The organism is Alkalihalobacillus sp. CinArs1 (assembly GCF_947387515.1).
In the GTDB taxonomy this organism is placed as follows: Bacteria; Bacillota; Bacilli; order Bacillales; family Guptibacillaceae; genus Guptibacillus.
This window is the reverse complement of record NZ_CANDOB010000002.1, coordinates 203,075-226,404: the sequence shown is the minus strand read 5'-3', so window position 1 is coordinate 226,404 and position 23,330 is coordinate 203,075. Positions and strand designations below refer to the sequence as shown.

Here is a 23,330-nt window from a genome sequence, read left to right as displayed (position 1 = left end):
CACGAATCATCTGTCGAATGACTCGCTACGTTTTTTTCTCTTATCTCTACCTTATCACGTAATTTTCTGATAGTTTTATAAGATTCCGCACAAAAAAACCGCCCGATGTGGGCGGTTTCGCTCATGTGATCTCGTATTTTTCAATCCGTCTTTGAAGGGCGTAACGACTGATCCCTAGTAGTTTCGCTGCTTGCGTAATGTTCCATTTCGAATCCTGAATTGCTTTTTCAATATACTTCTTCTCGATGCGCTCGATGTGATCCTCAAGTGAAAAGGAATCTTCAAACACAACATCATCGATAGACTTTGATCCTTCTACATGACCCTCGACAGGATTTAAGAAATCAAAATGTGTTGCAGCAAGCTCCTTTTCCTGATGTAAAATCGCTATTCGTTCGATCGTATTCTTAAGCTCTCTCACATTACCAGGCCAATCATAGTTTAACAACCGCTTTTTTGCATCAGCCCGTAAAGTTGGGGTATCCTTCCTCATCTGCTGACAAAACTCATTCAAGAAATGGTCAGTCATCATAATGACGTCCTCATCTCGCTCACGAAGCGGCGTTAATTTGATCGGCACTACGTTCAACCGATAATAGAGGTCAGAGCGGAACTCTTTCTCTTGAATCATTTCTTCAAGAGAGCGGTTCGTAGCAGCAATAATCCTAACATCTACCTCAAGGTCATGCACACTACCAACGCGCTTAATTCGTTTATCCTCTAGAAATCGTAAAAGCTTTACTTGTATATCGAGCGAAAGATCTCCGATTTCATCTAAAAATAACGTACCACCATCAGCCCACTCGACTAAACCGACTTTACCATTCGACTGGTCTCTGACACTGTTTTCTTCTCGGCCAAAAAGTTCGATTTCGATAAGATCAGCAGGAATACTTGCGCAGTTCACGGCGACAAACGGGCCATCGTGGCGTTTACTCTGCTGGTGGATGCTCCTTGCAACGAGTTCTTTTCCCGTTCCCGTCTCACCTCTTATTAAAACCGTCGTATCGTTGCTTTCGGCAATCAACGAAATCTTCCCTTTCAACTCGTTCATCTGATCACTTTCACCGATCATTTGAACGAGCTTCGTACGCCGCTCTTCTTCACGGTAACGCTCGACTTCTTTCTCAAGATGCTGCTGCTTACTCCACTTCTCCAGCGTAATTTTTAACTCTTCTAACTCGAATGGCTTCGTTAAGTAATCGAACGCGCCTTCCTTAATTGCTCTTACAGCCGTTTTCGCATCACCATACGCAGTCAGCATCATAACCGCCATCAGCGGGTACCGCTCTTTGAATTCATGCAGCGCGTCGAGTCCGTTTCCATCAGGCAAGCGTATATCTAACAGCAGCACCTGTGGGTTAAACGATTCGAGCAGCTCCCAGCCATCTTCAAGTGAAGATGCGGAACGTACTTCATAGCCTTCATCTTCAAGAAACATTTGCAGCGTAAGCCTAAGCGTTGTCTCGTCATCAACGATTCCAATCTTCACTGCCATTTACTCTTCCTCCTTCCTTGTCGGGAATGTAATGGAAAAGGTCGTTCCTTTCCCTGGCGTACTTCTTACATCTATTTCGCCGTTGTTTTGCACAACAAGCTGGTGTACGATCGATAGCCCGAGTCCAGTCCCTTCAGACCTCGTTGTATAAAATGGATCGAAAATTTTATCCAGCATGCTATCTTCCATGCCAACTCCTGTATCTGATACGTAAATCGTCCGCTTATCCCCAGTTGTTCCACTAGAAAGCGTTAATTCTCCACCTTCTGGCATCGCGTTAATTCCATTAATGATCAAGTTGAGAAGGATTTGACGAAGATGGTCTCGATCGACCAAAATACCATATCCATTTTCACTATGATGCAATGTTACGTTTTTCTCACTCGCCATTCCTTCCATCAATAACACGAGCGAGCGCATCGTTTCATCCACCTTGATGAACGATGGGTTAGAATCAAGCGGTCTTGAGAACTGAAGGATATTCGTTATGATCTTGTTCACCCGGTCGATGTCGATCAGCATGTTTTCAGTTAACGCTAGCTCATCCTTGCCAAGCTCCAACCTGCGAATAAGGAGCTGGGTCGTTGTTCTGATCCCTGCGAGTGGATTACGAATCTCGTGTGCGATTCCTGATGCCATCTCACCTAACGATGCTAAGCGTGACATCCGTTCAACGCGTTGCTCAAGCTTTCTTCGATTCGTAATATCTTCGAACGTAATGATCGAGCGATTTCGCTCAGTTCCTTTAATCACTCTATAGTTTACCGCATAATACACCTTTTCTTCATTATGTTTATGGTTCCATATTTCTTCTTTTCTCTTCGTCGTCTCATGAACAGTAAGACGTCTAACACGCTTTTCCAACGAAGGATCATCATCCATCATACGCTGAGCAGCCTCATTATAAACAGAATCTGACCCTTCGACGAGAAGAACCATTCCCACATGCACACTATTTAAGATCGTTTCGTTCAGCTTTTTAATCTTCTCGATCTGTCCATTTCGTTTATCTAGCGTTTGGACCATATCTTGTAACGAATTTGAGAGAACGCCGATTTCATCTTTACGATTCGTTTTAATATCCGGTTCTTTCCCTCTATCTCCCATTGCAATCCGCTTACAATAAGCAGCAAGGTTTTTGATGGGCTTTGAGAGGTGGTAAGAAAAAATGATCGTAAACTGCACGGCGATCACACCCATGAAGATGATGATGAGCAGCGTATATTTTTGAATATCAGGAAGTGAACCTGAATAGAACGAGAACTCGATCGGGAAATAAAGCTTCCACCCCCATTGTTCGAGCTCTTCAGTTATCACCGCTTTTTCGATAACAAAGCTTGATGGCTCACTGTTGCCGTTTAACCACTCTAATTCCTCTGCTTGATAGTCCTTTCCACCTGAGTAGAAATTCCCCTCTTCATCCTCGACATATAATCCTACTTTTTCATCGATCATAACCTTGACTAACGATTTGGCATCACGTTCACTCATGTCGCCATTTTGAACACGTTCATCAAAGATACCAACGTAGCGATCGATGCTCGTTAACGTTTCACTAACCGTTGCCTCTTTCAGCTGTTTCTCTGACTGGTAGCTCGCCCACATCGAGACCGCTCCGATAATAAAGCTTGGAAGGAGTACGATGATTAGAAAAGGAACGAGGATCTTCCGTTCAATTGAATTTCTCATCATGCGTACCTCCCTTCCAGAAATAAAGGATACCTGCGATCAAAATCGACGGCAGGACAGGATGATAAACAGGATGAACGTGATCTGGGATTAGGAAAAACGCAAGTACATATGCGAGTGTCCCACCGAATGTGGACAGTACAGCGTTTTGTTTTGATCTAGCCGTATAGAGACCTCCGTACAACGGAAAGAACATCGAGACCGCTATGATCCCCCATACGTGTCCACTAAAGGGAACGATTCCTTCAGGAGGTTGAAACGCAATCAACAAGGAAAACGTCGCAAACATGAAAATAACCCAGCGCGTCCATGAAATAACCTGTTGATCGACACTCTTCTTTTTCCGTAACGGAAGCGTAATATCATAAACAAAGCTGCTCGCCATGATTAGAAGCTGTGAGTTGGCCGTTGAAATGGCAGCCGCCACAACGCTGATCAGCAAGATCCCCTTCCATGGTGTTTGCAGCAAGTATGAAATAACGTGAGGGTAGATTTCGTCAGTACTTTCGAATACGACTCCCGGATTGATCATCCGTGAACCGATGCCGATCACAAAAATCGCAAAATAGATGAGCACAAGAAAAATCGCACTCGTTGCGATCATCTTCCACGCAATTTGTTTCGAACGAGCTGATAAGATCCGAACCGCATACTGTGGATTCGCAGCAACGCCTATCCCTAATGCAAAAAATGCGCTCAGAAGCGTCCAAAACGGTAGCCCTTCTTCAGGAAACAGCGCTAAATAGGAATCCCCTCGAGTCGCTCTCACGACGAGATCACTCGTAAATACCTCTAGCCCTCCGATCTCGTTCACCACAAAAAGAGAGCCAAGGATCGTTCCGCCAAGGATGAGATAAAAGTGAAAAATATCTGTACGCGCCACAGAATGCAGCCCTCCGAACGTGGTGTACAACACGAAAAGATAAACAAGAAAGACGCTGACAATATACGGTACTTCCAGCATTTCACTCACAACGATTCCGAATCCCCGGATCTGAATCACGACGTACAATAAATAACTGACGCTCAAGATGATTCCGATCCAAACTTGAAGTAATTTCGAATCGTACCTTACAAGGAAAAACTCAGGTACCGTGACAACGTTATATGTATAAAGTTTTGATGAAATAAAGAGAAGCCCGATAATCCCTAACAACCACGCAACCGCTGTCGTCCAGATTACGGAAACGCCGCCTTCATAGATCAACCCTGGCAAACCAAGGAGTGACGCTGCACTGAACCAGGTCGCACAAAAGGATGCGACGCTTGGAAATAACGAAAGGTTTCTTCCTGCCAGAAAGTACCCTCTCAGTTCATCCGTTTTATCAAACCCATGTTTTCCAAGGATTAAAATCGCAATCGTATAAATCAGGAATACACCTAAGTAAAGGAGTTCATCCATCAGAACCCTCCTTTCCATTCTCACCTAAAGCACTTGCTTCATTATATACAAATTCACGTCCTCAAACCATGACGTAACCCACATCCCAAGTATATCCAAACGTATAACTTCCTCACTTTGTGTTTTCTTCCATAAAAAAAGAGCCACAGATGAAGCGGCTCACAATCTATTGGTTCTTTCTCAATTCTTTTAGGACAGTATTCTCTCTGTGAATCCATCCGTTCGCACTATTAATCTCAAACGCTTCTTCGTTCTGCATGATCGCTTCTTCAAGCGTGACCCAAACTGGGGTGAATTCTTGTTCGGACTCGTAGTCATCTAACCGTTGGGGTGCCAATTCTCCGGGAACTTCGCAAAAATAATAGTGAGAGGTCATTTCGAAAATCGCTCCCTCTTCATAGAGGTCTTCGTTCCGTTCCACAATCGTTCCCGCCTTCTCTCCGATCAAACCGTTCACATATCCTGTTTCCTCTGCAATTTCACGCACGATTGCCTCTGCATGCGTCTCACCCTCTTCAATCCCACCGCCAGGAAACTTATAATCTCCTAAATTTGAATACACGAGGAGAATCCGATCATCTTCTATTAAAATAGCGCGCACGGCCTCTCTGTAGACCATTCGCTCGCCTTTCTCACACCCTAAAACGATACTAAACACGTTCTTCACTCCCTATATTCGTTAAGAATCTGGCAATCGCTTTCTTTGAAGTAAGGTGATAAACCTTCTTCTCCTCAGGAAGACGATTCAGCCTTCGTAAAATCTCTGGACGCTTCTCTTTCGGGTAATTCCAAACCCATTTCAAGAACGTAAGAGAAACCCTTTCCTTACACCCTTCCCCCATATCAGGTCTCGTTCGGTTACGGTATTGAACCGCTCGTTTAAAGACTCGATACGTACAAAGCGCCCTAGGAAGGTCAAGAAAGATGACCGTATCCGCAGCATCAAGACGAATCTCCATCGTCCCTCCGTAGTTCCCATCGCAAATCCATTCGTCTTTTGAAACGATGTTGAGCTGCACATCTCGTTGTTCTTCCTTTGGTACTCCTTCCCAATTCGGCTTCCAAAACAACGCATCCAGATGATAGACATCGATTTGTAGTCGTTCTCCTAATGCTCTTGCTAGCGTCGACTTTCCTGAGCCTCCTGAACCGATTATCGCGATTTTTCTCAAGCTACTCCCCCCAGCACTCTTACCAATTATTTCATAGTACAATAGCTTACTCGTTTAGCCAACCCAACACTCACCTGTTTGAAAGCCTTTATGAGAAGGGTAATGAACCTTACCAACTTATTTACAAAAGGAGCAACCATCGTGATATTTAAGAACATTCATCCATCAAACTATTCAAAAGTCTCCATCGCTCTCATATTAGGTGGTTTTATCACCATAGGAGCAGCATTTTTCTTTTTCTTCTCATTAGCTGAAGATGTTGCGGAGAACGAACAGTTTATGATCGATAAACTTGCGACGCGACTCATCAGTTCGATCGATACCCCCGCACTCAGCGGGATCATGGGAAAGATAACGGAAGCGGGTTCAGTGACCTGGATAACGATCGGGACTGTTCTAACCCTCATTTATTTGCTGTTTATCTCTGATAAAAGCAAGTGGGTTTCATTCTTCTTGTTAGTCAATATGCTTGGAATCAGCGGACTCACAAAAGGATTAAAGTTATTATTCGAGCGACAAAGACCAGATGTACTCGAGAAGTTTGACGGAACAGGCTTCAGCTTTCCGAGCGGTCACTCGACTGGCGCGATCACGTTTTATGGATTCTTATTTTACTTAATCGTGATTAGCAATCTAAAAAGAAGATGGAAGATTACGATCAACACCATCCTCGGCGTGCTAACCGTTACAGTCGCGCTTAGCCGGATCTTTATCGGCGTTCATTACCTAACCGACATCTTAGCGGGTCTCACACTCGGCTTAGCGTGGTTACTGATCTGTATCATGGCACTCGAACTCATGCTGTGGCGTCAGCGAAGGCATCGAAAAGCAAGACAAAAAAGTAGTTCTGAATTTACGGCATGAAAAAGAGCTTGGGAATCGTCCCAAGCTCTTTATTTTATTTAGCCACTTTTTCCATGTGATATAAGCATTACATAAAAGAAGATGAACCACTATACGATACATCATCCTTTACCTGATATAAACCAGACCATTCATTACATACACCTGCTCTGGATGCGGATGACTCAAGAAGTCATGATGCGAAATGGTCCAGCCGTAGGCTCCGGCATATTCGAACACCATGATGTCGCCTGCTCGTAGCTCTGATACAAATTCCTTTCCAACAAGAACATCATTAGGAGTACAAAGTTCACCCGCTACCGTTACTTCGGCATCCTTTATCCCAGGCCGCTCAAACGGGTACTTCCACCCTTCAACAGAATGAACTCTGAACGGGTGGCTCATCTTCCATGCAGCCGGTAGGCGCAAGTGATGTGAGCCGCCTCGTAGAACAGCAAAATGTTCACCATGATTCGTTTTCACATCGAGCACTTCTGACACATATGAGCCGCATCCTGCCGTCATGTATCTTCCTATTTCTAAAAACAGCGTGAGGTTTTCATCGATCGTTTCCTGCTCAAACTCCTTTAGTTCTCGAGCAAGGGTATCCCAATCGAATGGATTACTCGTATCCCAATAGTTGATTCCGATGCCGCCGCCAATATCGATAATGGGAGCTTCCAACGCAAATTCCTTTCGCCAAGATCGTGCCTTTTTCATACACATCTCAACAAAACGAAGATGTGCTGCTGCATCTAAGTTATTGGACATCGCATGAAAATGAAATCCTTTGATCTCGATTTTCTCATACGAGAGAGCTTTCACGATTACGTTAGGGACATCTCGTTCATCGATGCCAAACTGAGTCGGAACGCCAGACATGCGAATGTGGCTATCCGATACGTTAGTGCTCAAGTTTACCCGAAGCAAAACTGGAAGCTTCACTTGTTCTTGTTGTGCTAAATACGCCATACGGTTCAATTCGTGCAGGCTCTCTACATTTACATAATCAACATTTCGCTCCATCGCTTCAAGCATTTCATGATCTTTTTTAGCTGGCCCACCGAAAAGCATCGGCTTCTTCGAGATACCGTCGATCTTGTTGATCTCACCGATGGATGCGACTTCAAACCCATCGACGATCGGCTCTAACGTACTCAGTAGTTCAAGATCTGGATTCGCTTTAACAGCGTAATAAAGCTCACAGAAAGCTGGCAGGCTTTGTTTGATCGTTTCTGCATGTTGCTTGAGATGGTCTAGGTCGTACACATACGCACAGACTGGACCACTTTCCTTTCTCTGCTCAAGGTAAGCCTCTACTGCATTTTTACTAATTGTAATCATGGTGTCCCTCCAACATAATGCGCGATCTCTTTTAGCTTACTCCCTTGCTCCTTATCTAGTCATGTTGAGAGGATTTGAAACCTCACAGTACGCATCACCTTTTTTATTCGACAATCTCATTTTCGTAAGAGATTTATGCATAACTGTCGACTGGTAAAGAAAACTGCGGTCTTGTGCTACGTTTTCTTCACACTGATCGGAGAGTTTATTGAATGTATCGTCACAAACTTTTTTAACTTGTTTCCAGAATTCCTCTTCTTTTATTCCAGAATATTGAACCAGCTGTCTTATCACTTCTCCGAGATGGTTTTGGAAAACGGTATAATAAAGTTTATTATGCATATCGGACACCTTATCCGTGACTGAAACAGATCCAGGTGCAAATGATACATCGATCCCTTGCTGTTTAAGTCGTGCTTGATAAATACGTGATCCTCCCCAATCTCTGAAGAAGAAACGTGACAGTCTGCCGTTCTTAAATACAGGAATGCTGTTTTGCAAGTGGCCCTCAAGTGCAATCCCATACTTCACCATAAGTGTGAGATACCCAGGAATGACTTTTTCAATGTATTCATTGAAAAACGGGAATGCTGCCTGACGCTTAGGGATGTTATTCACCTTAGCAAATTCATCGACGAGTTCAGCGAGAATACTTGCATCACTTAATGGAGACCGAGCATACAGAGCTGGTCCAGCAATCGCAACTTCCCCATCCATAAGCTTCTCATCGATGCTTTCGCGTAAGAGCATCGTTAAGTTACGGCTTTTTAATTCTTCCTCAGATTTAAAAGCCATTCCCGCTATCTCGTTCAAAGGAACAAAGTTTTCCAGCTGTTTTTCTTCGTTCATGATGGTCGTCATCATGATTGTAAACAATGTTGAGTTCATCGCAGTCTGCGTTGAAATCGAACGAACGGTCGACGTCATCTGACTGTTAACAGCGAGCTTTAACGAGGGTGCCTTTTTATTCTTCACATGAACGGTTCGGAACGAAGACGTTGCCTGCGCTTCTAACATCACACCTTTAATTAAACGAACCGTACCATTCTTTATTTCTTTCTCATACAAGTCCGGAACCACGTGTTCAAACTGCCACTCATGAACTGGAATGATATCGTACGTGTTAGGCTCTAATCCAATTTCCTCTAACTCCTCAAGACATTGCTTCCATTCGTCATAAAAATGATCTTCAAGCATCCTTTTTGTTTGTGCCGTCGTCATGACAAATGCGCGATCAACAGCAACGAAACGAACGCCAAAGGATTGATGAAACTCTGGTGAAAATCGAAAAACATCACTTTGTGACAACCCGATCTTCGTTTTGGCTCCTGGGTGGAGATGATGCCCTTCAAGAATGAGCTGTTCAAAAAAGAGTGTTGGTGAAACCTCGCTTTTTTTACCGAGATAGTCAAGTGTTGACGTAGCACCTAATGCTTTTGCCTCTTCTTGTATGGCTCCCCTCCAACTATCGTCGAACATATAGGCAAGCGTGAGGTTTGCAGTACCGTTATCAAGCTCCTTTTTGAACGTTTCAACTTGCGGCCCCTTTTCAAAAAGCACGTCGATGAGTTCTGAAGCGACCTTGATCTCCGTCACCTGATGCTCATCGATGTATAAGATCGTATCTGTCGTTTCAATACGCTGAAAGGCATATTCGTGTTTGATCGGAAAGATCAGGACACCACTTTTTACCGACATAAGCTTATACGTCACATCTTCACGAAACGTCGCCTTCTGTAGGTATGCCGAAATGTCAGTTCTATCACCGTTCTTAACCACAAAGCTAGAACCTACTACCTTAAAGTCCGTTGCACTCTTGTATAAATCGTTTATGTTCTCTCTTAAAATGGATGAAGCTAATTTGTGAAGAATGCCTTTTCGGCCATTTTCTAAATTCGCGATAAAATCATTAAGATACGATGGCATCTGCTTCATGATAAAACGCATGCAGTTCACTTCTGCTTCGAGCATGAATCCTTTACTATCATAATTGGGTCTTTTGATCATTTGTATCGTCATTTCTCAAACACCTCATTGTGTAAAGGATTAACGACATCGACATACATATTTTCTGTGTACTTGTTTGTCAGCCGCATCTTCACTAACGCCTTCATCCTTGAACGCGTTGCTTTCAATAGCTCATAATCATGTTCAGTGTCAGACTTTAGCGACTCATAAACATCCCTTACGACTTTTCTTACTGGATTCCATAGACTTTGTTCATCAAGATCTAAACGACGAGATAGGGCGACGTTCATTTCTCCGATATGGTTATGAATAATCGCATGGAAAAAGATATCGTGGAGCTCTTCCGGTTTTGTCGTTAATAAATTTGTACTGTTGTCTAATGCCCCTAACGCTACGAACGTCTCCAAGCGTTCTGTCAGGATACGAATTCCTCCATTATCACGGAAGATCACACGCTCTGGTACCCCATCCTTAAAGACACAAACCGTATTCTGCAAATGCGCTTCTAAACTCACACCATATTTTACGATCAAACTCATGATGCCTGGCAGCAGCACCTCACAGTATCGCTTTATAAATGCTTCAGCAGCGACCTGTAGCGATGGGTGATTCATCTTCTCTTTGTAGCGTTCGACAAGCTCTTGTAGAATCAGCTTTTGTGAAACTGGTGAATCTGCAATAAAAGCAGCTGCAGGAATCGCCACTTCATCTTTAGTTAACGTTGCCTCCGGATTTTCACGAATGATGGAAGCAAGGTTTTTCTGTAGGAAATGACGGTCATCACCGTCTGAGTCGGGTTCAAAATGAATTCCTGCGTCTTCTCCCATAAAGCTTAACGAATTCGAGATGAACGGATCACGCGCTCCGATTTCCTTCAGAACCGATGAGATCAACGGTCCGTTGTAGGTCGACGCAGCAGACACCGTCCGAACTGCGCTCGTCATCTGGACATTGATGGCGGTTTTTATGTGGTGCTTCGACCTATTCTCGAACGGAGCTAACGAGCGAAACGAGATGAGTGCCATCGTCTTGATCCTCTCACTCAACGGAATGATCATGTTACGTTCGATCAACCGACGATAGTGCTTTGAAATCGTATGTTCGAACTGCCATGGGTGTACAGGGATGAGCTCATACTCACGATGCTCAATTCCTTTTTCAGATGCGACCCTCTCCAGATCCTCTTGCAGTTCTGGATACTCTTCCAATAAAATACGCGTCGCGCTCTTTTTCTTATGTGTTGATCGACAGTAAGACTTATGAACTAAAACTGGTATCACATCTGGCTGCCCACCCCACTCAGGTGCATAGCGACTCACATCCATTGGTGAAAGACCTAATCGTGTACGTGAACATGGATGAATCGTATGGCCTTGAACCACCCATTGCTCGAAGAACGTAAGCGGGCTAAATGTGGCATCGCCTCGCTTCTTCTCTACATATGAAAAAGAATCTCGTGCATCCAGCTGTTCCGCCTCTTCCTGAACAGTCTTCATGCGCTTCTCAGCCGCCGTTAGAGCGAGCCCATAATTTAAGCTGCTATTTGATATCTCTTCACAGAATTGTTCGAAGTTATCGGAAATCAATTTGGGTTCATTATGAACTAGAATCGAAAGAAACTGATCCGCGTTTGATAATACAGTTTCATTCCCATCTGCGTCGCGATGCAAAACATCTCCAACGATGTCGATCTGTCCAAGTGTATAAGTATTGCGTACGTTTATATCGATCTGTTCTTTCGATAAACGAAACGTTATATATGTTAACTCCGTGCCTTCCCTTGAATCGAACGGAAGGATTTCCTCACGGATGATGCCTTGAATCAACTGATGCAGAATGGTTTTTCGTGCAACGATGAGGTTCTCACGAAACCTTTCGACAAGGGTTTCATAATTATTTCTCATATGGTGGAACACTTGGATTTCGTAGTTATCTTCTCTATCACTTACTCTAAGCGTTGACTCCAAACGTCATTCCTCCTGTTAGCCTGCTAAACACTTTTATTGAAAATCATTATCAATTACCACTTCCTAAGGTTATTGAAGATCGTTTTCAATGTCAACTTTTCGCTGTCATAAATGTTACTATCGATTTCGCTAACAAGCGAGCCTTAAGAGAATTTGATTTGAAAGTCGTCACAACTGATCTTCTTTATTATAATCAACCGAAAGGACGTACAATGCTACATTTCGAATAAAAAAAGCCGCTCGTCTGCGGCAGTGCTCATCTTTAATAAAGGTATCACCGTCGATTTAACGAAGTGATAGATAGATTAAAAACATGGAGGTTTCCAATGAACCAATATTTATACAAGCTGAAACTCATTCCAAGACTCGTCGATGAAAACAACTGGACTGAAAAAGAAAACGCAATCGTGATGGAGCATTTCAACGCTTTGAAGGAGCTATTGAACGAGAACACGCTGATCATGGCTGGCAGAACCGTGAACGATGATGATTCAGCGTTCGGAATCGTTGTCATTCAGACGAATTCTGAAGAAGAAGCGACGTCAATCATGAAAAAAGACCCTGCTGTCCGTGAAGGAATCATGACAGCAGAGCTCTATCCATACCATGTTGCACTATATAATGATGCTTTCACTGTAAACCAGACGTCCTAACGTCTGGTTTTCTAGAGAAACAACACCATGTGTTCTTCATCCAGAAACTCACCATTCACATAAAGAGCTTTCTCTTCATTTGCGTACGTTTTGAATCCCATATTATGATAAAGCTGTTTTGCGGTCTTGTTTACTGAAGAAACGGAGATATTGACTTTAACGAGTCCATCGACACGCTTCACATAATCGATCGCTTCCTTCAGAAGTGCTTTACCAGCACCTTTACCTCTATAGCTCGGCGTTACATAAACTGCAAAAAAGTCACCTTTGTGCTTCGTTTTCAAACCGCTTCCTCGAACGAACGTGATGACTCCGACCAATCCGCCGTCGTATGCTCCTAGCGTAACAGCTCTTTCTAAATTAGCCGCAACACCTTCGAGTGGATTCTTCCTCTCTACTGCTTCTTCATAGCTCGACGCGAATGCTTCAGGATTGTTCTGAAGAGCTTCTAATCTTAACTCCCAATACTCGTTTGCATCATCTGCTTTCATTCTTCTTATTTCCATTGTGATCTGCTCCATTCATTTTTCAACATGCCATAAACGACGTGATCAACATAGGTACCGTTCACCTTTTCAACCTGACGGATCAACCCTTCTTTCGTGAAACCGAGTCGCTCAGGAACACCGCGACTCTTTTTATTCTCAGAAGCCGCACGTATTTCGATTCGATTGAGACCGATCGTATCGAAGCCATACGTAAGAATCGCCTTACAAGCCTGCGTGACGATTCCCTTCTTCTGATGCTTTTCACTAAGCCAGTACCCAATGGTCGCATAATCATGAGTTCGGTTAAGTTCATTGAAACCGATCGTCCCAGCGATTTCCCCTTTATAAACCATTGCGAGCGTCTTAGGATAGCCACCCGTTTCAGAGAGACTTTTGATCGTACCTTCTATAAACGCCTTCGAGCCTTCAACATCCGTATTGTAATCGACCCATGCGAGCCACTCTCTTAAATAGCTTTTCGATTCATCCATCAGATGAAAAAGCTCTTCTGCATCATCTACTGTATACATTCTTAGATAAAGATCTTCATTTACTGGGTATGTAAACATGTTGTCTGTTCCTCTCTGTCTATTAGCTGATAAATTTTTTTATGACGTTTGCGAAATGTTCAGGTTCTTCATCATGTGGTGTGTGACCACTATCTTCAAAATGATAGGTTTCACCAAGTTCCACATCCGTTCGAAATGCTTGAACCTGGAGATCTGACGTTACTGGATCGTATTTTCCTGTCAGCAAGAGAGTAGGTGATTTGATCTCGTTTAATAGAGGCAGTAGTGAGTCAAAGATTCTTCCTTCTGCTCTCAACAGGTTGTAATGAACCTCAGACTTATCATAGAGCTCATCCCATTTCTCGTCACTATAATAGCTGTAGTCTGTTGGATGGTCGTGATTATGCATATAGATCTCCATCCGGTTCTCACCGAGTAAATCACTGTAATCACTATATAACTCAGCGAGTTCCCGACCCTTTAACTCGTTATTTGTTACGATGGTTAAACTTTCGATGGCAGCTCTCGATTGCCCGTGTTTTTCAAGAAGCGAAGCGGTCTTCCTCATTAAACTCCTAGAGGTTAGATCGAAATCAAATGTCGGGCATTCAAGAACGACTCTGTCTATTGAATCAGGATAAGTGGCAGCGTAAAGCACACTTAGAAATCCACCGAAGGAATGTCCGATCAAAGACCATTTATCAACGGAAAAATGGTCTCGCAGTGCCTCACAGTCTTCAATCAAATCCTGTAGTTTGAAGTCTTCGTTTTCTGTTACACCCTCTGATCGACATACGCCTCTCTGATCGATTGCAATCACCATAAAATCTTTTTCCAATCGGGCTGATTGGTGGTACGAAAAATTAAAACAGCTCTCCCCTGGACCACCATGTAAATAAAGAAGCGGTGGATTATCGGGAGAACCGTGAACTTCCACATAAAGCTCTTTTCCACGTATCGGTATCAACTTACCATTATGCAACTCTTTCACCTCAATGCTTCGTAATCCTTCTACGAATCAACCTGATCTGTCCCCGGTGATTCAACTCATCTTCCATTACATGAAACCATTTGAAATAGTGGTTCGCTTTCTCATCCCAACCATACGGGGTAACGATTTCGAGCCAGTCATCGTCTTTCTTCTTTAATTCTTGAAGCGTGTATTCACGCGCTAAACTCATTTCACTCCAATAGTAGTCAAGATCACGACCGCGTATCTCGCCTCTCGCACGTTCACCTAACTCGATTGCGGTACCAAGCACATCCCATTCAGCATCCGTAAGCTCTCGCTGTTCAAACGTCATGATTTGAAATGCCTTTTCAAGAGAGACCATATGCTGCAGCAACATCCCGATCGAATTGCTTTCATCATCAAGTTGAAAATCAAGCTGATCAGCGGTTAACCCAGCGATCGCTTCTTCCGTCGTATGCCTCGCATAGTTCATCATCGATACGAGTCTTGAAATGTGAGGAGTGAACCCCTCAACGTCTTCAATCATGGTAAGATTCTGTACACTCTTCACCTAGAACGCCCCTTTCCTTACCCGTTGCCCCTCAACTACCTTCTACAAAATGGGGCAAATTCCTTTTTATTGAAACTTCTTCAACGACGATCCGTAGAAAAAGGTAACAACCGTAAGGAGGAGTACGTTGAAAAAAATATATAAATCAACAACTGATAAGGTGGCGCTAGGCGTCATCGGTGGGATAAGTGCAGCCTTAAACATTCAAGCAGGAACAATGCGATTCATATTCATTGTACTTACCGTTTTCTATACCGAAGTATCTATACTCCTTTATTTTGCTTTAGCTTTGTTGTTGCCGACAGATGAAGAAATCCATATGAATGATTGAACATAGAAAACCCCCTGGCTAGAAGCCAAGGAGTTTACATTTTATCTTCACTTTATCCTATCTTCTTTAAATCGGAAAACACCGTATTTTCCTTTTCATCCTTTGAGCCTAACGTTAACGTCACTACCGTAACCACGGATAAAGGTAGTCCAATGAAAACAGGATGAAGACCATAAGGATGGCCTGCAACTTGCCATATGACTGCGATGATCAGTCCAGCCCACATTGCAGTGAAGCCTGCGAACTTGGTTGTTCGACTCCAGAATAACCCGAACAATACCGGAGCTAATAGCCCAGACACAAGCATGGCCGTTCCGGTGATCCAAAGGGTGACGAGCTGAGGTATATAAAGCGCCAGCAAGAGAGCGATGATCGAAACGAATACGACCGACATCCGGCTGTACGTAAGCATCTTTTTATCCCCAACTTCACCGACCCTCGGTTTTACAACATCATTCACAATCGATGATGCCGCTGCGAGAAAGAACGAATCGGCACAAGAGATAACTGTTGCTAACAATGCGATCAGCATCACGACAACGAGTGGGAATGGCAGTACTTGTCCGATGATTTCATAATAGATCAAGGCTGGATCGATATTCGTTAAGTTAAGCCCGAACTTTCCTAGGAATCCTATGAAAATAGTTACCGCAGCCGTTAAAAAGCCGAGGACGATCGCTGACCAGAACCCAACGCTTGCAGTTCGATCATCTTTCGCTGCCCAAAAACGTTGCCATAAATCTTGTCTCACAAACTGGTAGGCTCCAATCGTAAGCATATACACAAAGAATTCAGAAGCACTGATATTGAAGATGCTCAGCGCATTTCCACCTTCAGCATTTCTCGCCTGATCAGCAAGTGCTCCCCAATCCCCAACAAGGAACATGATGACAATGAGTAAAAAGAAGATTCCTGCTGTTTGAATCGTTCCATGAATCGCATCCTGAATCATAACCGACTTGAGGCCGCCAAAATAGGTTTTCAACGTCATAAGTGCCCAACTGATGATGATCCCAGTCGTCATGCTGAGTCCTATCGTCAACTTCAATATCGTAGCGATCGCAACGAACTGCATACCCGTAACGGCTGCATATGCACAAAGAACGCTTAAAACAGTAGGAATTCTCGCGCCCTCTCCGAACCGCAGCGCCGTGAAATCACCTAGTGTGACCATATTGTACTTTTTTCCTAGAAAACGAATTCGTTTTAATAGAAAAGCCGCAATAACGATCGAGGTTAGTGTAAAACCGATCGCAAGCCATTGCTGCCCCATTCCAAAAAGATACCCTTTTGTCATATAGCCGAGTAAGATCGAGCCTCCAATCGCTGTACCAACAAACGTAAGGATAAGCGGCATCAGTCTCGTCGACCGTCCTGCAACGTTATAATCTTCATACGTCTTAACGTTTCGATTCACATAAAGCGATAGACCAAATAAAAATACAAAGTAGACGGCAATGATCGTAATCAACAACGTTTCTTGCTGGCTACTAAACAATAGGTTCACCTTCCTTTCTTGAACTATAAACCATCGTTCCTTCTAAATACGTGCTTTCCGTTTTAATGTCTAACAGTTCTTCGTGATCGATTTCTAATGGATTGTGAGAAATCACCATGACGTCAGCTTTTGCGCCCGACTTGATGACGCCAAGAGTTTCTTCTTCAAAAGAGCTATAAGCGGCATCCACCGTAAACGCTTTTAAAGCATCCCAGACCCGTATACCTTCTTCTAACCCGATCACTTGTCCACTCGACGTTTTTCTAGTAACAGCTCCGTAAATTCCAGTCCACGGATTTCCATCTGTAACAGGCAGATCAGAGTTCCCCGGTGCAGGAACACCTGCTTGTTTAAACGATCGGTGAGGAAAAGCAGATGACATCCGCTCATCTCCTAATTTCGCTAAATAATTATCACCGATATGATAGAGGAAACCGATCGATGAACCTGCTAGCAGTCCGAGGTTCTTCATCTGTAAAATCTGATTTGAGTGTGGAAAGATACAGTGTTCGATTCTGTTTCGCATATGGTCGATCGGATGATGCTTAGTTACATTTTCAAATGAATCAAGAGCTACCTCAATGGCGCGATCACCGATCGCGTGGATGGCGACTCTTAATCCTGATTCGATCCCTCTTTGCATAAGTGGCGCAATTTCCTCAGCGTCATTATAAAGAATACCTGTTTCTTGTGTTCCAATGTATGGCTTTGAAAAAGCAGCAGTCTTTCCGCCGACACTTCCATCCAACATAAATTTCAATCCCTGAATATTAAGCATGTCGTTCCCAAAACCACTTCGTAAGCCTGTGCCTAGCACCTCCTCTAGTGCACCGTCGAAACCATTTTGATCGATCGCCCAAATCCATGGCCGAATCCTAACCTTCAGCTCTTCATTCTCCAGCATGGTTTGATACAACTGCATATCATCTTTTTGAGTCGACATACAATGGACGGTCGTAATCCCCCACGACGCAAATTTTTCTTGCGCTTCTTTCATGCCCTTCACTCGTTCTTCGAGACGATATTCCGGGATGTGAAGGAGCCCTTGAGCCTTTTCTTGAAGCAAACCTGTTAGCTCTCCATTCTCATCCTTCTCGATCTTTCCTCCAGATACAGGCGTTTCTTCAGTTATGCTGCTTTCTTCGAGCGCCTTCGTATTTGCTACCGCCATATGGGCACACGCTCGTTCTAACACAACCGGATGATTTGGAGCCACTCGATCGAGTTCCCATCGGGTAGGGTGCCGCTTCTCTTTCATTTTGCTATCATCATAGCCCCATCCTATAATCCAGTGTCCTTCAGGGGTCTTCGCTACTTCCTCTTCGATCTTTGTTAAGATCGCTTCGATCGAAGGCGTAACTTCTGGCGTACAATTGAGCTTTAACATGCTTAAGCCATAAATCGCTGGGTGAATGTGGCTTTCGATAAAACTCGGCATCAATGTCTTGCCATTTAAATCTGTAACGGTCGTTTCTTTCCCCTTCCAGTTTAGGGCTTCTTCTGTTTCTCCTATGTACGCGATCACGCCGTCTCGTATGGCCACTCCACTCGCAATAGGCTTTTCATCATCCATCGTTAGTACATTTCCATTCACAAAAATCAAATCCGCTTCCGTCATTGTCACTCACCTTTCATTTTAGTAGACTTTGAATTTCTCCCTCCTCCACTCCATAAAAAAACCAGTTTTATGCACACGAGTAGTATGTTGGCTATACTTGTCTCCTGGCATAAAACTGGTTTCTTTCTAACGGAACGCTTCACTTTGAGCCAGTGAAGTCGATTAGAATAGACAGTTTCTCTTATTTTTCTATTTATTATTTTGAATTTTATCAATATTCTTTACAAATATCAAACCGTCTTCCTATAGAAACAATAGGCTAGTAATAAAACATATTGAAACGCAAGACGATAAACTATTCACCTCACTCATGCAAACATATAATACTTAGTGTTCCATATTTTTACAAAAAGGAGGAAGCATACACAATGGCGCTACAATTGATGAAACTTTTAATTTCTGCTTCAACATCCACAGAAATAACACCTACAGCTTCAAAGTTTTTTAATGTAACTTCAGCTGAAACTGCTGCTGGAGCTACGTTAAGTATCGATGCGGCTTCATTTTTCCAGGATGATGGAACAGCTGTTACAACGCTTCCAACACTAGCTACAAACAACAGCTATTTCAATGTGTATATAAACGGTGTTTTACAAATGGAAGGAATCTCGACGTATACACCTGGAGCAACTGCAGTTGGCTCACTAGATATCGCCGTTCCTGCTGGTGGAGACCCAATTTTATCTGGGACAAGTGTCGTACTTGAGATTGTAAATTATGCTCCATCTTCTTCAACCACTGTTGCAACATAAAGCAACACAAAAGAGTTCTACTTGGTAGAACTCTTTATTTTCGTATATTAATCTAATAAGCACCGCCATAAATCGTAACAAACTGAAGGATAATAGGGGTTCCTTTTAATGGAGGTGGCGAACTTGTATTGAGTAGTAACCAACCATCTCGGATTTCATATACACTCGTTGGTTGCAAAACCCCATTTATAAATAGATTTGTATACGATACACCTTCAGGATTCAATATTCCTCTATCCCCATATTCTGTTAACTCATCTTGCTTACCATAAAGATACTTCTCACCATCTGATAATGCGTAATAGGTATATACACTTGTTTGCAGGGGTTTTTTAGAAGGCCTCACACACTCGCCTAAACAGAACAAAGACCCACAATTCGGGCATATGCACCATTCTAATTTTTTCATGGCCGTCCCCCTTTACACTCTGTGAGTATCTATCCTACTGTATGCATCTTCAGATGAATTTGGAAAATGTTTTCAGAAAAATGGTCTCATTGAATTTAGAGAGGAAAGAAATTCTATCAGGCTCCACAAAAGTTTAATAGGATACAGTTTTCATTAGATTTCAAGAACGAATGACTACTCCAGCACCAGCTCTTCACTCAATTTATCTCTCAGCGCCCTCTTCAAAAACTTCCCGACAGACGTTTTCGGAATTTCATCCATAAATACGATATCGTCAGGGAGCCACCATTTAACAAATTGAGTAGAGAGATAGTTTATGAGTTCATCTTTTGATATGTCGGCATATCCTTCCTGTAGGACGACACATGCGACGGGGCGCTCCTGCCATTTTTGGTGCGGAATTGCGATCACAGCAGCTTCATAAACAGCATCATGCGTCATAAGAGCATTCTCAAGGTCAACGGATGAAATCCATTCCCCACCACTTTTAATTAAATCCTTCGATCGGTCAGTAATCTGGATGTACCCATCACCATTGATCTTCGCGATATCCCCAGTGTATAGCCAACCGTCACGGAACGATTCCTGCGTTCGTTCATCTTTGTAGTATTCACTTGCAACCCAAGGTCCACGTACGATCAGTTCTCCCATCGTTTTTCCATCCCACGGGACGTCACCATTTTCATTGATTACACGAACATCGAGCCCCGGAATCACCATTCCTTGCGTAGCTCTGGTGTCGATTCTTTCTTCCATTGTAAGGTTGTCCATTTCACTCGATAACGTTGAAAGAGAGACGATTGGACTCGTTTCTGTCATCCCGTACCCTTGAATAAACGGAATGTTATGCTTTTCTTCAAACGCACGAATAATGTTCTTCGGTGCTGCTGAGCCTCCGCACACGACAGCTCGTAAACTACTGATCTCATAGCTTTCTTTCTCAAGTAGATTCACAAAAGCTAGCCAAATCGTCGGCACTCCTGCTGTCACGGTCACTTTTTCCTCTTGGATAAGTGAGGCAATGACTTGAGGTGTCATGTTTGGACCAGGGAGGACGAGCTTCGTTCCAAACCATACTGAAGCGAACGGCAGCCCCCAAGCATTCGCATGGAACATCGGCACGATTGGTAAGCACACATCGCGTTCAGAAAGTCCTAGAGAATCGGCTAACCCTGTAGCCATGCTATGGAGAACGATTCCGCGATGAGAGTAGACGACTCCCTTCGGATTACCAGTCGTCGCAGACGTATAGCACATCCCAGCAGGAGCGTTTTCGTCGAGATCTTCTCGAAGCTGGAAATTTTCGTCTCCTTCTTGTAACAGTTCTTCATAAGAATACACTGGTGAAAGAGTTGTCTCAGGCAGCGTCTCTTTATCACTCATGATGATGTACCTTTCTACCGTCGTCAGTTTATCCTGAACTTTTTCGATCAGAGGAACGAGATCTTCATCGACCATAAGAATTTTGTCTTCTGCGTGGTTAACGACGTAAGCGATATGTTCAGGTGATAAACGAATGTTAACCATATGAAGGACAGCTCCCGAACAAGGTACCGCAAAATAGGCTTCTAAATGACGATGGTGATTCCATGCGAATGTAGCGATTCGGTCTCCTTCCTTCATCGAAAGCTTTGTCAATGCACTAGCGAGTCGCCTCGTTCGCTTCGCATACTCTTTATACGTAAACCTCTGTGTACCACTTAATGTCCGTGACACAATTTCCTTATCCGGGAAATAACGCTCTGCTCGATTAATCAATCCTGTCAGAATCAAAGGTGTGTTCATCATTATTGATCACGCTCCTTTTTAAATGTGTCGATCTTATCCTGTCCTAAAAGTGGTGCAGATTGGCCAACAGCATTGGGGTTCGTCACGATATGTACCTGCTCACCTCTCCTTACTAGTCCTCGCTCCGGACCATACGAATGATCCATCACCTCCTCTACGTTTAATACAGGGAATAAACAGCAATCATGCGATTCACCGAACGAAGTCCATTCTGCCATCGTTCTCTCTTTGAAAAGCACGTTGATCTCTTCATGAAGATCACTCTTAACAGGCGAAAAAGCGTGCGGCAACCATTCGACTTTTCCAACTCCATGGCAAAAGTTCTTCCAGAAATGCGGCTCGAGTGCTGCGAGCGATACGAACCGACGATCCTTCGTTTCGTACAGTCCGTAGCACACTACGCTTCCATCTATAAAATCAGGACCATCTTGCTTGTTCTTTTTCAAGTGATATAAAGCATGCGTGCCCATCATCGTTAGCGGGACATCATTCAAAGCGAGATCAAGGTAACACCCATTTCCTGTTCGCTCCCTTTGAAAAAGTGCAGCTGAAATACGCTCTGAGGCAACGATTCCTCCACCATAATCCACGGTTGTAAACGTTGGCTGTACAGGTCTTCCATTTCCATCTAGATGTTGAGAAAGCAGCCCGCTTAATCCTTGATAGTTCAAATCGTGGCTCCCAAGGTGAGCATGTGTCCCTGATTGCCCGAATCCAGAAAGGGAACAGTAGACGATATCACGCTTGATCTTCTTTACTTCATCATAATGAAGCCCAATTCGCTTCATCACGCCTGGGCGAAAGCTTTCGATCACAACATCGACCGTTTGAAGAATTTCACTTAATTCGTTCACTTTCGCTGTAACTTTTAAATCGACCGCAATGCTTTTCTTTCCACGATTGTTTGCTTCATAGACGAGGCCATCTGCCATCTGCCTTGCCGGATCGCCGTTCGGAGGCTCCACCTTGATGACCTCAGCTCCGAGATCAGCTAGCCGCTGCGTAGCATAAGGTCCTGGTAAGTACTGCGTAAAATCCAGTACCCTGACGCCCTCTAGCATCACGTATACCAACCGCCGTTAATATGAAGAACTTGTCCATTCGTATAGTTTGATAGCGGAGATGCCAAATAGAAGATTCCCTCAGCCGCTTCTTCAGCCGTTCCCGCACGCTGCTGCGGAATCGATTGTTCGAACATTTTCTTCACTTTCTCTGGAATCCCGACCGGAACGCCGTTTACCGTTTCGCCTTTTTCCTTCGATTGCGTCAGGCGCGTATCGATCAGACCGAACGCTACAGCATTACAGTTGATGTTAAACGCTCCCCATTCACGTGCTACAGTTTTTGTGAGCCCGATCATGCCCGCTTTTGCAGAGGAATAGTTCGCCTGTCCAACATTCCCCATCACACCTGCTACGGAGGACACGTTGACGATCTTCCGGTACTTCGCTTCACCCGTTTCCATCTCTTTCTTTGCGGCTTCCCTCATATAAGGCGCTGCAGCCCTCGTAAGCTTGAACGGTGCGATAAGATGAATATCGAGCATGGCTTGGAACTGTTCATCGGTCATTTTATGAAGCAAGCCATCCCACGTGTAGCCTGCGTTATTCACGAGAATATCGACGCCCCCAAACTCGGATGCGGCCTTCTCCATAATCGAAGTCGCAAAGTCACCAGCTGTGACGTCTCCAGCGAATCCGATCGCCGTTCCACCGCGTTCTTTTATTTCGTTCACGACCTCTTCTGTTGGTGCCTCATCTTTATCAGATACAACGACTTTTGCTCCAGCGTCAGCCATCTTTAATGCAACTGCTCGGCCAACGCCTCGGCCAGACCCTGTGATAATGGCAACTTGATCATTTAACATAGCTCATTCCT

Annotated in this window: 22 protein-coding genes; 4 read left to right on the top strand and 18 right to left on the bottom strand. The window is 43.8% G+C overall.

Annotation, left to right across the window (positions count from 1 at the left end):
• Nucleotides 1–121 precede the first annotated feature (121 nt).
• The 5 genes from PFZ69_RS09605 to PFZ69_RS09585 all read right to left on the bottom strand — a co-directional run bounded on the left by PFZ69_RS09605 (nt 122) and on the right by PFZ69_RS09585 (nt 5,761).
• Complete coding sequence (locus PFZ69_RS09605; protein WP_270180859.1) at nt 122–1,498, bottom strand: sigma-54-dependent transcriptional regulator; 1,377 nt, start codon at nt 1,496–1,498, stop codon at nt 122–124.
• Complete coding sequence (locus tag PFZ69_RS09600; protein WP_270180858.1) at nt 1,499–3,190, bottom strand: sensor histidine kinase; 1,692 nt, start codon at nt 3,188–3,190, stop codon at nt 1,499–1,501. It abuts the gene before it with no gap.
• Nucleotides 3,171–4,589 carry a sodium:solute symporter family protein gene (locus tag PFZ69_RS09595; protein WP_270180857.1) on the bottom strand — a complete coding sequence of 473 codons (1,419 nt, stop codon included), beginning with the start codon at nt 4,587–4,589 and terminating at the stop codon, nt 3,171–3,173. The genes PFZ69_RS09600 and PFZ69_RS09595 overlap by 20 nt, the downstream gene beginning before the upstream one ends.
• A 166-nt stretch (nt 4,590–4,755) precedes the next feature.
• Nucleotides 4,756–5,247, bottom strand: a complete 492-nt coding sequence (locus PFZ69_RS09590; protein ID WP_270180856.1) for an NUDIX hydrolase — start codon at nt 5,245–5,247, stop codon at nt 4,756–4,758.
• Nucleotides 5,240–5,761: a DNA topology modulation protein gene (locus PFZ69_RS09585; RefSeq protein WP_270180855.1), complete on the bottom strand. Its 522-nt coding sequence runs from the start codon at nt 5,759–5,761 to the stop codon at nt 5,240–5,242. Before PFZ69_RS09585 ends, PFZ69_RS09590 begins: the two co-directional genes overlap by 8 nt.
• A 141-nt stretch (nt 5,762–5,902) precedes the next feature.
• Here PFZ69_RS09585 and PFZ69_RS09580 point away from each other — a divergent pair, with 141 nt between their 5' ends.
• Complete coding sequence (locus PFZ69_RS09580) at nt 5,903–6,625, top strand: phosphatase PAP2 family protein (protein WP_270180854.1); 723 nt, start codon at nt 5,903–5,905, stop codon at nt 6,623–6,625.
• Nucleotides 6,626–6,733: 108 nt separating this feature from the next.
• Here PFZ69_RS09580 and PFZ69_RS09575 read toward each other — a convergent pair whose 3' ends face one another.
• From PFZ69_RS09575 to PFZ69_RS09565, 3 genes are read right to left on the bottom strand one after another with little or no spacing between them, the layout of a single operon-like run.
• Nucleotides 6,734–7,948, bottom strand: a complete 1,215-nt coding sequence (locus PFZ69_RS09575; RefSeq protein ID WP_270180853.1) for a type III PLP-dependent enzyme — start codon at nt 7,946–7,948, stop codon at nt 6,734–6,736.
• 51 nt (nt 7,949–7,999) lie between these two features.
• Complete coding sequence (locus tag PFZ69_RS09570; protein WP_270180852.1) at nt 8,000–9,967, bottom strand: IucA/IucC family protein; 1,968 nt, start codon at nt 9,965–9,967, stop codon at nt 8,000–8,002.
• Nucleotides 9,964–11,883 carry an IucA/IucC family protein gene (locus PFZ69_RS09565; protein ID WP_270180851.1) on the bottom strand — a complete coding sequence of 640 codons (1,920 nt, stop codon included), beginning with the start codon at nt 11,881–11,883 and terminating at the stop codon, nt 9,964–9,966. The genes PFZ69_RS09570 and PFZ69_RS09565 overlap by 4 nt, the downstream gene beginning before the upstream one ends.
• Before the next feature lie 326 nt (nt 11,884–12,209).
• Between PFZ69_RS09565 and PFZ69_RS09560 the strand changes: the two genes are divergently transcribed.
• Nucleotides 12,210–12,536, top strand: a complete 327-nt coding sequence (locus PFZ69_RS09560; protein WP_270180850.1) for a YciI family protein — start codon at nt 12,210–12,212, stop codon at nt 12,534–12,536.
• 11 nt (nt 12,537–12,547) lie between these two features.
• Here the strand turns inward: PFZ69_RS09560 and PFZ69_RS09555 are convergent, their stop codons facing one another.
• From PFZ69_RS09555 to PFZ69_RS09540, 4 genes are read right to left on the bottom strand one after another with little or no spacing between them, the layout of a single operon-like run.
• Nucleotides 12,548–13,042 (bottom strand): GNAT family N-acetyltransferase, encoded by a 495-nt coding sequence (locus tag PFZ69_RS09555; RefSeq protein ID WP_270180849.1) that lies wholly within the window; start codon nt 13,040–13,042, stop codon nt 12,548–12,550.
• Nucleotides 13,033–13,593, bottom strand: a complete 561-nt coding sequence (locus PFZ69_RS09550) for a GNAT family N-acetyltransferase (protein ID WP_270180848.1) — start codon at nt 13,591–13,593, stop codon at nt 13,033–13,035. The genes PFZ69_RS09555 and PFZ69_RS09550 overlap by 10 nt, the downstream gene beginning before the upstream one ends.
• A gap of 22 nt (nt 13,594–13,615) precedes the next feature.
• A complete protein-coding gene (locus tag PFZ69_RS09545; protein ID WP_270180847.1) occupies nt 13,616–14,515 on the bottom strand; it encodes an alpha/beta fold hydrolase in 900 nt (299 codons plus the stop codon).
• Between the two features lie 10 nt (nt 14,516–14,525).
• A complete protein-coding gene (locus PFZ69_RS09540) occupies nt 14,526–15,056 on the bottom strand; it encodes a DinB family protein (RefSeq protein ID WP_270180846.1) in 531 nt (176 codons plus the stop codon).
• A 127-nt stretch (nt 15,057–15,183) separates the two neighbouring features.
• Between PFZ69_RS09540 and PFZ69_RS09535 the strand changes: the two genes are divergently transcribed.
• A complete protein-coding gene (locus PFZ69_RS09535) occupies nt 15,184–15,387 on the top strand; it encodes a PspC domain-containing protein (protein WP_270180845.1) in 204 nt (67 codons plus the stop codon).
• A 52-nt stretch (nt 15,388–15,439) separates the two neighbouring features.
• Here the strand turns inward: PFZ69_RS09535 and PFZ69_RS09530 are convergent, their stop codons facing one another.
• Nucleotides 15,440–16,894, bottom strand: a complete 1,455-nt coding sequence (locus tag PFZ69_RS09530) for a sodium:solute symporter family protein (RefSeq protein ID WP_270180844.1) — start codon at nt 16,892–16,894, stop codon at nt 15,440–15,442.
• On the bottom strand, nt 16,878–18,503 hold the full coding sequence (locus tag PFZ69_RS09525) for an amidohydrolase (protein WP_270180843.1): 1,626 nt from the start codon (nt 18,501–18,503) through the stop codon (nt 16,878–16,880). Before PFZ69_RS09525 ends, PFZ69_RS09530 begins: the two co-directional genes overlap by 17 nt.
• A gap of 368 nt (nt 18,504–18,871) precedes the next feature.
• Between PFZ69_RS09525 and PFZ69_RS09520 the strand changes: the two genes are divergently transcribed.
• Nucleotides 18,872–19,255: a DUF4183 domain-containing protein gene (locus PFZ69_RS09520; protein ID WP_270180842.1), complete on the top strand. Its 384-nt coding sequence runs from the start codon at nt 18,872–18,874 to the stop codon at nt 19,253–19,255.
• A 52-nt stretch (nt 19,256–19,307) separates the two neighbouring features.
• Here the strand turns inward: PFZ69_RS09520 and PFZ69_RS09515 are convergent, their stop codons facing one another.
• The 4 genes from PFZ69_RS09515 to PFZ69_RS09500 form a co-directional block, all read right to left on the bottom strand.
• Nucleotides 19,308–19,664 carry a DUF4183 domain-containing protein gene (locus PFZ69_RS09515; RefSeq protein WP_270180841.1) on the bottom strand — a complete coding sequence of 119 codons (357 nt, stop codon included), beginning with the start codon at nt 19,662–19,664 and terminating at the stop codon, nt 19,308–19,310.
• Nucleotides 19,665–19,838: 174 nt separating this feature from the next.
• A complete protein-coding gene (locus PFZ69_RS09510) occupies nt 19,839–21,452 on the bottom strand; it encodes a long-chain fatty acid--CoA ligase (protein ID WP_270180840.1) in 1,614 nt (537 codons plus the stop codon).
• Nucleotides 21,452–22,513, bottom strand: a complete 1,062-nt coding sequence (locus PFZ69_RS09505; RefSeq protein WP_270182010.1) for a CaiB/BaiF CoA transferase family protein — start codon at nt 22,511–22,513, stop codon at nt 21,452–21,454. The genes PFZ69_RS09510 and PFZ69_RS09505 overlap by 1 nt, the downstream gene beginning before the upstream one ends.
• Nucleotides 22,513–23,319, bottom strand: coding sequence for an SDR family oxidoreductase (locus tag PFZ69_RS09500; RefSeq protein WP_270180839.1), 807 nt, complete (start codon nt 23,317–23,319; stop codon nt 22,513–22,515). Before PFZ69_RS09500 ends, PFZ69_RS09505 begins: the two co-directional genes overlap by 1 nt.
• Nucleotides 23,320–23,330 lie beyond the last annotated feature (11 nt).